Source organism: Agromyces terreus (genome assembly GCF_009749465.1).
GTDB classification, from domain to species: Bacteria; Actinomycetota; Actinomycetes; order Actinomycetales; family Microbacteriaceae; genus Agromyces; species Agromyces terreus.
Map to the genome: position 1 here is coordinate 826,507 of NZ_WBIS01000001.1, position 12,634 is coordinate 839,140.

The 12,634-nt window shown below is 72.0% G+C and carries 10 protein-coding genes; 5 read left to right on the top strand and 5 right to left on the bottom strand.

Features of this window, described 5'->3' with window-relative positions; all coding sequences use genetic code 11:
• Positions 1-3: 3 nt before the first annotated feature.
• Genes GQQ92_RS03705 through GQQ92_RS03720 form a run of 4 tightly spaced genes read right to left on the bottom strand, consistent with a single transcriptional unit; the run spans position 4 to position 5,243 of the window.
• Positions 4-1,785, bottom strand: coding sequence for a dipeptide ABC transporter ATP-binding protein (locus tag GQQ92_RS03705; protein WP_156997842.1), 1,782 nt, complete (start codon positions 1,783-1,785; stop codon positions 4-6).
• Complete coding sequence (locus tag GQQ92_RS03710) at positions 1,782-2,636, bottom strand: ABC transporter permease (RefSeq protein ID WP_156997843.1); 855 nt, start codon at positions 2,634-2,636, stop codon at positions 1,782-1,784. Before GQQ92_RS03710 ends, GQQ92_RS03705 begins: the two co-directional genes overlap by 4 nt.
• Positions 2,633-3,586, bottom strand: a complete 954-nt coding sequence (locus GQQ92_RS03715; RefSeq protein WP_156997844.1) for an ABC transporter permease — start codon at positions 3,584-3,586, stop codon at positions 2,633-2,635. Before GQQ92_RS03715 ends, GQQ92_RS03710 begins: the two co-directional genes overlap by 4 nt.
• 4 nt (positions 3,587-3,590) lie before the next feature.
• Positions 3,591-5,243 (bottom strand): ABC transporter substrate-binding protein, encoded by a 1,653-nt coding sequence (locus GQQ92_RS03720; RefSeq protein ID WP_156997845.1) that lies wholly within the window; start codon positions 5,241-5,243, stop codon positions 3,591-3,593.
• A gap of 70 nt (positions 5,244-5,313) precedes the next feature.
• On the opposite strand from GQQ92_RS03720, the gene GQQ92_RS03725 reads away from it, so the two are divergent.
• The 5 genes from GQQ92_RS03725 to ndk all read left to right on the top strand — a co-directional run bounded on the left by GQQ92_RS03725 (position 5,314) and on the right by ndk (position 11,808).
• The gene (locus GQQ92_RS03725) at positions 5,314-5,970 is read left to right on the top strand and encodes a TetR/AcrR family transcriptional regulator (RefSeq protein ID WP_156997846.1); all 657 of its coding nucleotides are present in this window, start codon (positions 5,314-5,316) and stop codon (positions 5,968-5,970) included.
• Between the two features lie 294 nt (positions 5,971-6,264).
• Positions 6,265-9,573 carry an isoleucine--tRNA ligase gene (ileS, locus tag GQQ92_RS03730; protein ID WP_269149148.1) on the top strand — a complete coding sequence of 1,103 codons (3,309 nt, stop codon included), beginning with the start codon at positions 6,265-6,267 and terminating at the stop codon, positions 9,571-9,573.
• Entirely contained in the window at positions 9,570-10,955 is a 1,386-nt protein-coding gene (locus GQQ92_RS03735; protein ID WP_156997848.1) for a bifunctional folylpolyglutamate synthase/dihydrofolate synthase, read from the top strand. Before ileS ends, GQQ92_RS03735 begins: the two co-directional genes overlap by 4 nt.
• Positions 10,952-11,389 carry a DUF4233 domain-containing protein gene (locus GQQ92_RS03740; protein ID WP_197738051.1) on the top strand — a complete coding sequence of 146 codons (438 nt, stop codon included), beginning with the start codon at positions 10,952-10,954 and terminating at the stop codon, positions 11,387-11,389. The genes GQQ92_RS03735 and GQQ92_RS03740 overlap by 4 nt, the downstream gene beginning before the upstream one ends.
• Entirely contained in the window at positions 11,386-11,808 is a 423-nt protein-coding gene (gene ndk, locus GQQ92_RS03745) for a nucleoside-diphosphate kinase (RefSeq protein ID WP_156997850.1), read from the top strand. Before GQQ92_RS03740 ends, ndk begins: the two co-directional genes overlap by 4 nt.
• 69 nt (positions 11,809-11,877) lie before the next feature.
• Here ndk and GQQ92_RS03750 read toward each other — a convergent pair whose 3' ends face one another.
• Positions 11,878-12,504, bottom strand: a complete 627-nt coding sequence (locus GQQ92_RS03750) for a vitamin K epoxide reductase family protein (RefSeq protein ID WP_156997851.1) — start codon at positions 12,502-12,504, stop codon at positions 11,878-11,880.
• Between the last annotated feature and the right edge of the window lie 130 nt (positions 12,505-12,634).

Genomic DNA, 12,634 nt, shown 5'->3' on the forward strand with positions numbered 1-12,634 from the left:
AGCCTAGCGGTTCGTTCCGGGGGCACGGGGGACGAGGCGCGGCGAATCCCGGATGAGCGCGGCGGTGGCCTCGTGCTGCGGCGACGTGAAGACCCGATCGGCGTCGCCCTGTTCGATGATGCGCCCGCTGCGCATGACGGCGATCGTGTCGCTCATGTGGCGGATCACGCCGAGGTCGTGCGAGATGAGCAGGATCGCGAGGCCGTGCTTGCGCTGGAGCTCGTCGAACAGGTCGAGAACGCGCGCCTGAACGGTGGCGTCGAGCGCCGAGACGGGCTCGTCGCAGACGAGGATCCCGGGTGAGCCCGCCAGGGCGCGCGCGATGGCGACGCGTTGGCGCTGGCCTCCGGAGAGGGCGAGCGGATGCCGCGCCGCGAGCTCGGGGGAGAGATGCACCTGTTCGAGGAGCGCCGCGACCGCGGCATCCGATGCCGGCATGCGCGCGGCGCCCAGCGCGTCGCGGAGGATGCGGCGCACGCTCCAGCGGGGATCGAACGAGCCGAGCGCATCCTGGTAGACGGCGCCGATGCGCGGGCGCAGCGGCCGTCGGTCGCGTTCGACGAGCGTCGACCAGGCTCCGCCGTCGAGGCGCACCTCGCCGGCGTCGGGCGGGGTGAGGCCGAGCACGAGTCGCGCGAGGGTGCTCTTGCCCGACCCCGACTCGCCGACCAGCCCGAGCGTGCGTCCGCGGTGGAGCCGGAACGACGCATCGGCGACCGCGTGCACGGCGGTCGCACCCGATCCGAACGACTTCGCGAGCCCGAAGCCCTCGAGCACGGGCGCCTCTGCATCGCGAGCCACGCGCGGGTCGGCCGACATCGGAGGCGCTTCCGCAGGGGCCGCCTCGACCGGTCGGCGTCCGCCCGCTGCCGCCGTTCCGTCTGCGCTCGGAGCCGAAGGCGCGACGGGCGGCTCGGGATCGGCCGCCGCGGCGCGGGAGAGGGCCTCGCCCCTCGGCACATCGGTCGGCACCGCGGCGATGAGGGCTCGGGTGATCGGATGCCGCGGCGCGCCGAGGATCTCGGCCGCCGGGCCCTGCTCCACGACGCGCCCGTCGTGCAGGACCACGACGTGGTCGGCGACACGGGAGACGACGGCGAGGTCGTGGCTGATCAGGAGCACGCCGGTGCCGCGGTCGCGAGCCTCCTCGAGCAGGCCGAGCACGCGGGCCTGCACGCCGACGTCGAGCGCCGTCGTGGGTTCGTCGGCGATGAGGAGCGGCGGATCGAGGGCGAGGGCGGCCGCGATGAGGGCCCGCTGCCGCATGCCGCCGGAGAGCTCGCCGGAGCGTCGGTCGATCGCGAGCGCCGGGTGCGGCATGCCGACGAGTTCGAGGAGCTCGAGCGCCCGCGCGCGGGCCTCGGCCGGCGGCATCCGCAGGTGGATCCGGAGCGGGTCGGCGATCTCCCGGCCGATGGTGCGCAGCGGGTCGAGCGAGACGAGCGCGTCCTGGAGCACGAGGCCGGCGCTCGCGCCCCGCACGCGGCGCCACGCTCGCTCGTCGGCGTTCCGGAGGTCCGCCCCCGCGACCGAGAGGCGTTCGGCGTGCACGCGTGCGGTGCGTCCGGCGAGGCCGAGCAGGGCGCGGGCGGTCACGCTCTTGCCGGACCCGGACTCGCCGACGACGGCGACGCACCGCCCGGGTGCGACGGCCAGGTCGATGTCGTGCACCACGTCGCGTCGCCTGCGCCCCTCGCTGAAGGAGATCGAGAGCCCGGTCACCTCGAGCACCGGCCCAGGGCCGTCCGTTCGCGGCGGGGACAGGGCCGCCGTGCCGGCGCTCATCGTGCGGCCCCGTCGCGCGCGGCGAGCACTCGACCGAGCACCGTGGTCGTGATGGTGGTGAGCACGATCATCAGGCCGGGGAACACCGTCAGCCACCACGCGGTGGTGATGTAGGTGCGACCCGCCGCCAGCATCGCGCCCCATTCCGCGGCCGGCGGCTGAGCGCCGAGGCCCAGGTAGCTGAGGGCCGACGCCCAGACGACCGCCTGCCCGATGCCGAGCGTCGCGAGCACCGTGATCGGCGCGAGCGCGTTCGGGAGGATGTGGCGCAGGAGCACCCGGCCCCGACCGTGGCCGAGCACCCGGGCCGCTTCCACGTAGGAGCTGCCGCGGACGCGCACGAGTTCGCCGCGGATGATGCGTGCGTAGCCCGGCGCCGTCGAGAGGCCGACGGCGATCGTCGCAGTGACCGGACCCGGCCCCCACAGCACGATGATGAGCAGGGCGAGCAGGATCCCGGGGAAGGCGAAGAGCACCTCGTTGACCCGTCCGACCGCGAAGTCGAGCACTCGCCCTCCGAGTCCGGCGAGGGCGCCGAGGAGCAGGCCGAGCGCGAGTCCGATGGCCGTCGCGCTGACGCCGATGAGCAAGGATGCCGCGGTGCCCTCGACCACCCGGCTGTAGACGTCGCGGCCGGACTCGTCGGTGCCGAACCAGTGGGCCGGCGAGGGCGGGTCGAAGGCGTCCCGCGGCGCGATGGCATCGGGGTCGTACGGCTGGAGCACGGCCGGCCAGGCCGTCGCGACGATGAGGTACGCGACGAAGGCGAGCGCGAGCATGGTGCCGACGCGCGGGGGCCGGGGGAGCGCGCGACCCGAGACCGCGCGGTTGGACAGTTCGAGATCGCTCATGTCGCACCGCCCGAGTGGGTCGTGCGCGGATCCGCGAGCCGCGAGACGACGTCGGTCGCGATCGTCATGAGCACGTAGACGAGGGCGACCACCAGCACGACGCCGACGACCACCGGCACGTCGCGCAGTTCCGTCGCGCGGAGCAGGGTGCGGCCGAGGCCCGGCCTGGCGAACACGGTCTCGACGACGACCGCACCCGAGATGAGGTAGCCGACCGCCCACCCCGAGAGGTTGATCGCCGGCAGCGCGGCGTGGCGCAGCGCGTGGCGGAAGCGCAGGCCCGCGGCGGTCTCGCCGCGGGCGGCGGCCGAGACGGCGAAGGGCTCCTCGAGCGCCTGCAGCATCTGCTCGCGCATGAGCTGGGCGAGGAATCCCGCGAGCGGGACGGCGAGCGTGACGACGGGCAGCACGAGCCCGGATGCCGCGTCGTTCGAGACGGGAGGCAGCCAACCGAGCGCGGTGGAGAACACGGCGATGAGCACCGTCGCAAGCCAGAAATGCGGAAGCGCCGCCGCGGTGAGCTCGAGCCCTCCGGCGATCGCGCGGCCCGCCCGCCCGGCCGAGGTCGACCAGAGCGCGAGCGCGACGGCGAGCACCCAGGCGACCACGAGGGCGAGCAGCGCGAGCACGAGGGTGCCGAGGATCTGGCCGCCGATCAGCCCGGCCACCGGCGTCTTCAAGGCGTAGGAGTCGCCGAGATCGCCGCTCAGCAGGCGACCGAGCATCGCGGCGTACTGCACGAGCAACGGCTGGTCGAGCCCGTAGTCGGCGCGCACCCGGTCGAGCGCCTCCTGCGAGGCCTGAGAGCCCGGCCCCCCGAGGATCGCCTGGGCCGGATCGCCGGGAACGAGGTGGATCGCGAAGAAGGTCAGCGTGGCGACGGCCCACAGCACGAACACCGCTCCGGCGAGTCGCAGTGCGACCCGCCGGAGGACGCGGCTCCGTGGCATCCGCTCAGTCTGCCAGCCAGGCGTCGGCGAAGGTCGGCGTCGACACGGTCGGCATCGCACGCGCGCCCTGGAGCTTCGGCGAGTGCAGGAAGTGGTTCTGCTGGTCGTAGAGCGGGAGGGCGTAGAAGCCGCCGAGGATGATCTGCTGCGCCTGCTCGTAGAGCGACGCCCGCGCGTCGGGATCGGACTCGGATGCCGCGGCCGTGAGCAGCGCGTCGAGGTCGGGGTCGTCGAGCTGGGCGAGGTTCGCGAAGTAGCCGCTCGGCGCGGGCGTGATGCTGTCGGAGTGGTACAGGATGCGCAGGACGTCGGGCCCGACCTTCGTGTAGGGGGCGCTCACGAGTTCGTACTCGTGCGCGGCGAGCGCGCCGTACCAGCTCGAGAGGTCGACCGGTTCGAGCTGCACGTCGAAGCCGGCCTGCTTCGCGGTCGCCTGCACCTGCTCGAAGAGGGACTGCTCCGCGGGGATCGACTGGTTCGTCGAGACCGGGAAGCGCAGCGTGAGGGGCACGCCGTCCTTCGAACGGATGCCGTCGGCGTCGCGCTCGGTCCAGCCCGCTTCGTCGAGCAGGGCCTCGGCGGCGTCGAGGTCGGTGCCGAAGAGGGCGTCGTCGGAATACGCGAGGGGCTCGACGCTCGAGAGGACCGAGAAGGAGCGTGCCGCGGTGCCGAAGAAGAGGGCGTCGATGCCGTCGTTCACGTCGACGGCCCGGATGAACGCCTCGCGGACCCGGACGTCGTCGAACGGCGCCTGCCCGGAGTTCAGCTCGATGCGGTTCGACGCGCCGGGCCGGGGTGCGTCGATCTCGACGAGCGTGCCCGTCTTCGAGGCCTGGTCGAGGGTGTCGGGCTGGGCGTTGTCGATGACGTCGACCTCCCCGGCCTGGAGCGCGGCGTACCGCGACGCGGAGTCGGGGATGAAGCGCCACTCGATGCCGTCGAGGTACGCGGCGCCCTCGTGCGCGCGATCGGCCGGGCCGGAGTCGTAGTCGTCGTTGCGCACGAGCGACACGTGGTCCTGCGGGACCCAGCCGTCGACGACGAAGGGACCGGTGCCGATCGGTGCGGCGCAGTTCTCGTCCATGCCGCGGGCGATGCCCGCGGGCGACTCGATGGCGGTCCACGGCTGCGAGAGCGACTCGAGGAGCGCGCTGTCGGGGACCGTGAGGTGGAAACGCGCGACCGTGTCGCTCACGGCCTCGACCGAGGCGACCTTGCCGAGCGCGAGGTACCCGGTCGACGACTGCGTGTCGGGGTTCTGGAGGTGCTCGACGTTGACCTTGACCGCCTCGGCGTTCAGCGGCGTGCCGTCGGTGAACGAGACGTCGTCGCGGAGCGTGAAGTCCCAGGTGAGCCCGTCGTCGCTCGCCGTCCACTGCGTGGCGAGCCAGGGGATGACCTCGCCGTCCTCGTCGAGCGAGACGAGCGATTCGAGGAACTGGCCGGCGATGAGGGCCTGCGGGTAGTTGCCGCCCACATGCGGATCGAGGCAGGTGGGCTCGGCGTCGCCGGAGGCGTACACGAGGGTGCCGCCCTCGACGGGCTCGCCGGTGGCCGCGGCGTCGCCGTCCGACGGAGCGCACCCGGCCAACAGGATCGCGCCGGACGCGACGAGCGCAAGGGCGGGAAGGGAACGGATGCTGCGACGCGACGACATGCGGGACGTGACTCCTCTGGGGATGTGGGGGAGGCGGACGAGGTTTCCGTACTCAGTCCATAATGAGTCTATGACGGAATCCGACCGACTCGGCACCGCGTCCGGCGGAGCGGGCACCAGATCGCGCGGCGGGCGTCCTCGCGCGTCCTCCCGGCGCACGCTCGAGGACGCCGCGAGCGAGCTGTTCCTCGAGCAGGGCTACGCCCGGACGACGATCGACCAGATCGCCCAGCGCGCCGGAGTCGGGCGCAACACCTTCTTCAATTACTTCGCCGCGAAGTCCGACCTGCTCTGGCTCGACGCCGACGAGACGATCTCCGCCCTGCCCGAGATCCTCGGCGCCGCGCCGCACGACCTCGCCCCCTCGTCCGCGCTCGAGCACGTGATCGTCGCGCTCGCGGCGCGGCATCCGCACCGTGCCGTGCCGATCGCGCTCAGCCAGCGCGAGCCCATGGCGACGCACGAGGAGTTCCTCGCCGCCGGCCTCGCCCGGTTCCTCCTCGTGGCGCGCGAGCTCGCCGACTTCCTCCGCCGCCGCGTCGACGACGACGTCGACGCGAACAGCGTCAGGGCTGCGGCGAACGCCGCCGCCGCGGCCGCCGCGACGGGTGCCGGGGCGTGGGCGCTCGCGGGGGTCGAACGCGGCGATCTCACCGTCGCCGTCGCCGCTGCGGTCGCACCGGTGTGCCGCGGCTTCGCGCCCGTCCTCGATCGCCCCGGCCGCTGATCCGCGGATCGAGCCGCTCCGGGCGCCGACGCCGTCACACGCCCGGACGACGTCGGGCGCCCGCGACGCGTACAATCGAGGCAACGACGTCGATCCGGCCATCACCGGGGAGTCTTCGGAAGAACGCGAACGGATGCCGCAGGCCGCCGTCCGCCAGTAGAACCGAACGGGCCGGCCCGTCACAGCCGTGCAAGAGCGGTCGCGCCCCGGCGCGGCAAGCGAGGTGGTACCGCGGCGGCGGCCCGAAGGGCCCCGGCGTCCTCGCGGAAGCATTCGTTGATCGAAGGAGCCCGCGTGTACCCGCGCACCCCTGACGAGCACGGCGTCGCGCCGTCGCCAGACTTCCCCGCAGGCGAGCGCGACGTGCTCGCGTACTGGAACGCCGACGGCACCTTCCAGGCGTCGATCGACCAGCGCGAGGGCTCGCCCGAGTGGGTCTTCTACGACGGCCCGCCGTTCGCGAACGGCCTGCCCCACTACGGGCATCTCCTCACCGGGTACGCGAAGGACGTGTTCCCGCGCTTCCAGACCATGCGCGGCAAGCAGGTGCACCGTCGCTTCGGCTGGGACACGCACGGCCTGCCCGCCGAGCTCGAGGCCGAGCGCCAGCTCGGCATCACCGACAAGGCGCAGATCGAGGAGATGGGCATCGCCGCCTTCAACGAGGCGGCCCGCTCGTCGGTGCTGCGCTACACGAAGGAGTGGCAGGAGTACGTCACGCGCATGGCGCGCTGGGTCGACTTCGACAACGACTACAAGACGCTCGACACGACCTACATGGAGTCGGTCATCTGGGCGTTCAAGCGGCTGCACGAGCAGGGCCTCGCCTACGAGGGCCACCGGGTGCTGCCGTACTGCTGGCGCGACCAGACGCCGCTGTCGAACCACGAACTGCGCATGGACGACGACGTCTACAAGATGCGGCAGGACCAGACGGTCACGGTCACGTTCCCGCTGACCGGCGCGAAGGCCGAGTCGCTCGGCCTCACCGCCGTGCGCGCCCTCGCGTGGACGACGACGCCGTGGACCCTCCCGACGAACTTCGCCCTCGCCGTCGGACCCGACATCGAGTACGCCGTCGTGCCCGCGGGGCCCGACGGCACGCCCGACGCGACGGTGCTGCGCGAGAAGGCCGACGGCGCGGCATCCGACACCGAGGTGCTGGGGGCCGAGTACCTCATCGCGATCGACCTGCTCGGCGGCTACGCGAAGGATCTCGGCTACGCGTCCGCCGAGGACGCCCGTGCCGCCGTGTCCCGCACGGTCCGCGGAGCCGAGCTCGACGGCGTCACCTACGACCGGCTCTTCGACTACTACGCCGACGTCGAGGCGTACGGCGTGCAGAACGCCTGGCAGATCCTCGTCGCCGACTACGTCACGACCGAAGACGGCACGGGCATCGTGCACCAGGCCCCGGCGTACGGCGAAGAGGACCAGAGGGTCGGCGAAGCCGCCGGCATCCCCGTGATCCTCTCGCTCGACGAGGGCGGCCGCTTCAAGCCCGAGGTGACGGATGTCGCGGGGCAGCTCTGGAGCGACGCGAACAAGCCCCTCACGCAGCTGCTGAAGGGCGAGGGCCGGCTGCTGCGCCAGGCGAGCTACGAGCACTCCTACCCGCACTGCTGGCGCTGCCGCAACCCGCTGATCTACAAGGCCGTGTCGAGCTGGTTCATCCGCGTGCCCGAGTTCCGCGACCGCATGGGCGAGCTCAACCAGGAGATCTCCTGGGTGCCCGAGAACGTGAAGGACGGCCAGTTCGGCAAGTGGGTCGCGGGCGCCCGCGACTGGTCGGTCAGCCGCAACCGGTACTTCGGCTCGCCGATCCCGGTGTGGAAGAGCGACGACCCCGAGTACCCCCGCGTCGACGTGTACGGCTCCCTCGAAGAGATCGAGCGCGACTTCGGCCGCCTGCCCGTGAACGGCGCCGGCGAGCCCGACCTGCACCGCCCGTACATCGACGACCTCACCCGGCCGAACCCCGACGACCCCACCGGCCGTTCGACGATGCGCCGCATCCCCGACGTGCTCGACGTCTGGTTCGACTCGGGCTCGATGCCGTTCGCCCAGGTGCACTACCCGTTCGAGAACCGGGAGTGGTTCGACACGCACCATCCGGCCGACTTCATCGTCGAGTACATCGGGCAGACCCGCGGATGGTTCTACGTCATGCACGTGCTGTCGACCGCGCTCTTCGACCGCCCCGCCTACAAGAACGTCATCAGCCACGGCATCGTGCTCGGCAACGACGGCCAGAAGATGTCGAAGTCGCTGCGCAACTACCCCGACGTCTCCGAGGTCTTCGACCGCGACGGCGCCGACGCGATGCGCTGGTTCCTGATGGCGAGCCCCGTGCTGCGCGGCGGCAATCTCATCGTCACCGAGGAGGGCATCCGCGAGGGCGTGCGGCAGGTCATGCTGCCCCTGTGGAGCACGTGGTACTTCTTCTCGCTCTACGCCAACACGGCGCGCGAGGGCGGCTACGAGGCATCCGCCCGCACCGATTCGACCGACGTGCTCGACCGGTACCTCTTCGCGAAACTCCGCGACCTCGTCGAGGCCGTCACCGACGACCTCGAGCACCTCGACTCCACGCTCGCGGCCGCGAAGCTGCGCGATTTCGCCGACGTGCTCACGAACTGGTACGTGCGCCGGTCGCGCGACCGCTTCTGGGCCGGCGTCGCCGAGGGCGAGACGTCGAGCGAGGCGTTCGACACGCTCTCCACGGTGCTCGAGACCTTCACCCGGCTCGCGGCGCCGCTGCTGCCGCTCGTGACCGAACAGGTCTGGCGCGGCCTGACGGGCGGGCGCAGCGTGCACCTGACCGACTGGCCCGAGGCCGACGCGTTCCCCGCCGACGACGCGCTCGTCGCCGCGATGGACGCGGTACGCGAGATCAGCGGCTCCGTGCTGGCGCTCCGCAAGCAGGCCGGCCGTCGCGTGCGGCTGCCGCTCGCGTCGCTCACGGTCGTGACGACGGATGCCGCGGCGCTCGCGCCGTTCGAGGGCATCCTGCGCGACGAGCTCAACGTCAAGGCGGTCGAGCTCGTCGAGCTCGACGGCTCGAGCGCCGAGACGTACGGCGTGACGAAGCGGCTGAGCGTCAACGCGCGCGCCGCTGGCCCTCGCCTCGGCAAGACCGTGCAGCAGGCGATCCAGGCCGCGCGCGCGGGCGACTGGAGCCTCGACGGCGACACCGTCGTCGCGGGCGACATCGCGCTCGAGCCGGGCGAGTACGAGCTCGTGCTCGAAGCCGGGGGAGCGGGTGAGGGCTCGCGCGCGCTCGCGCTGCTCGGCGGCGGCGGGTTCGCGATCCTCGACACCGAGGTCACGCCCGAGCTCGAGGCCGAGGGCATCGCCCGCGACCTCGTGCGCGCCGTGCAGGAGGCGCGCAAGGGGGCCGGACTCGAGGTGGGCGACCGCATCGCCCTCACGCTGACCCTCGACGCCGCGTCGCTCGCCGCCGCCGGCACGCACCGCGATCTGATCACGCGCGAGACGCTGGCGGTGTCGCTCGAAGTCGGCGAGCTCGACGCCGAGACGGCGAAGGCGACCCAGCCGCTCGCGGGCGGCACCCGCGTGCACATCGGATTGGAGCAGGCATGACCGACGCACCCGACGACTTCGACGCCGCCGAGGCAGAGGCCAGGGACGCCGCCGACGAGGTCTACGCGACCCTCGTCGCGCGCGTCGGCGAGGGGTCGCCTCGCCCGCGGCTCGCCCCGACGCGCCGCGCGGTCGAACTGCTCGGCGACCCGCACCGGTCCGCTCCCGTCATCCACCTCACCGGAACGAACGGCAAGACCACGACGAGCCGCATGATCGAGAGCCTGCTCCGGGCATCGGGCCTCCGCACGGGCCTGCTCACGAGCCCGCACCTCGAGCGGTTCACCGAACGCATCCGCATCGACGGCGCCTCGATCTCCGACGAGGCCGTCGCGCGCAACTGGACCGAGATCGAGCCCTTCATCGCCATCGTCGACGCCGAGCTCGAGGCGGCGGGCGAGGCGCCGCTGACCTTCTTCGAGGCGTTCACGGCCCTCGCGTTCGCCTGCTTCGCCGACGCCCCCGTCGACGTCATGGTCCTCGAGGTCGGCATGGGCGGCGAGTGGGACTCGACGAACGTCGCCGACGGACAGGTCGCCGTGATCACGCCGATCGACCTCGACCACCAGAGCCGGTTGGGCAACGACATCGTCGAGATCGCGCGCACCAAGTCGGGCATCATCAAGCCCGCGGCATCCGTCGTCTCGGCGCGGCAGCACGACGAGGTCATGCAGGTGCTCGAGAACGCCGCCGACCTGACCGAGTCGACCCTCGCCGTCGAGGACGACGCCTTCGCGGTGCTGAGCACGAAGCTCGCCGTCGGCGGGCAGCTCGTCTCGATCCGCGGCCTCGCCGGCGAGTACCACGACCTCGCGCTGCCGCTGTTCGGGCGCCACCAGGCGCAGAACGCGGCCGTCGCGGTCGCCGCGGTCGAGGCCTTCATCGGGGCGGGCAGCGTGCGGCTGGCCGACGAGGTCGTCGAGCTCGGCCTCGGCAGCGTGACCTCGCCGGGCCGCCTGCAGATCATCGGATCGGATCCGACCGTGCTCGTCGACGCGGCGCACAATCCGCACGGCGCGCGCTCGCTGGTCGCCGCGCTCCGAGAGTCCTTCGACTTCGACGAGGTCGCGATCGTGCTCGGCGTGCTCGGCGACAAGGACGCCGCCGGCATCGTCGACGCCCTGCTCGACCTCGACGCGCGCTTCGTCGTGACCGTCCCCGACTCGGAGCGGGCGACGGATGCCGCCGAGCTCTCGGAGCTCGTCGCCGCGAAGGTCGGTGCCGATCGCGTGACGGTCTCCGCCGACCTCGCCGCCGCCCTCGACGAGGCGCGCACGTGGGCCGGTGCGGGGGAGAAGCGCGCCGTGATCGTCACCGGTTCGGTGCTGCTCGCGGGCGAGGCCATGCGCATCGCCGCCGACCGCGGATGGGGAACCCGGTGAGCGACGCCGACCAGACCGCGCCCGTCGACGCCCGCGCCGACCTCGGCGCCCCGCCCAGATCGGTCCGAGCGAGCCTCGCGTCGATCCTCCTCGGCTTCGAGCTCATCGTGGTCTTCCTCGGTGCGCTCATGATCTGGGGCCTCACCCCCGAAGACGGCGGAGCGTTCGGGCTGCCGCGCTGGGCCGCGCTCGTCGCCGGAGGCGTGGTGATCGTGCTCATGATCGCGACCATCGGCCTGCTCCGCTTCCGCTGGGCGTACGCGCTCGGTTGGGCGGTGCAGGCGCTGATCCTCGCGGCGGGCTTCATCAACCCCGCGATGTTCTTCATCGGCGCGCTCTTCGGCGGCATCTGGACCTACTGCATGATCGTCGGCGCACGTATCGACCGAGAGAAGGCGGCGGCCCTCGCCGCCCACCGAAAGGAACAGGAATGACCACCGCAATCGAAGAGACCCTCGTCCTCGTCAAGCCCGACGGCGTCGCCCGCAACCTGACCGGCGAGATCCTCCGCCGGATCGAGGCCAAGGGCTACTCGCTCGTCGACATCCGCCTGGTGCAGCCCGACCGCGACCTGCTCGCGGCGCACTATGCCGAGCACGAGGGCAAGCCGTTCTACGAGCCGCTCGTCGAGTTCATGGAGTCGGGCCCGGTCGTCGCGATCCGCGTCGCCGGCAACCGCGTGATCGAGGGCTTCCGCTCGCTCGCCGGCACCACCGACCCCACGACGGCGGCACCGGGCACGATCCGCGGCGACTTCGGCCGCGACTGGGGCCTCAAGGTGCAGCAGAACCTCGTGCACGGCTCCGACTCCGTCGAGTCCGCCGACCGCGAGCTGGCGCTCTGGTTCGCCTGACGAACACCCCTCAGACGCAGGATGCCCCGTCGACGCCGAGCGCGTCGACGGGGCATCCGCCGTTCGGGGTCAGCGCCAGAGGTTCTGCAGGTCGATCATGATGCGGGGGATCGCGTTCATCTGCGCCTGCGCGAGCAGGATGACGACGGCGTAGCAGACGACCGTGATGACCGGGATCCACCCGTACCACGCGTCGGCGAGGCGGCGGACACGTGCCGATGCGGGAATATGCCCCGACCGGAGGTTGTGCAGCGTGACGATCCAGAACACGGGGATCGTGACGGCCCACGTGAGCATGCACCACGGGCAGAGCACGTCGAGCACGTAGATGCTCTGGTAGATCAGCCAGCCGACGAAGACCACGGCGCCCGCGACGCCGACGTTGAATCCGATCCAGAACCAGCGCGAGAACGTGGCCCCGGCGAGGAGCCCCACGCCGATCGTGATCACGACGGGCCACGCCATCAGGCCGATGAACGGGTTCGGGAATCCGAAGGCCGCACCCTGCCAGGACGCGAGGTTCGTGCTGCACCCGATGAGCACGCCGACGTTGCAGTTCGGGACGTGGCTCGGATCCTGGAGCGTGAGCACCTTCTCGAGCGAGAGTTCGAAGGCCGCGAGCAGGCCGAAGGCTCCGAGAACGAGGAGCCAGACGGCGAGCGCGACGGGTTTCGGGCGTGCTGGGGCATCCGACATGTCTCGATTCTGGCATGCGCAATCGGACGGTTCCGCGCCGGTCGTGCGATAATCGAGGAAGTCGACCGGGCCGCGCCCGGATACGACGCCAACGAAGGCTTCACGGATGCACCGCATCCGCATGGGCGGT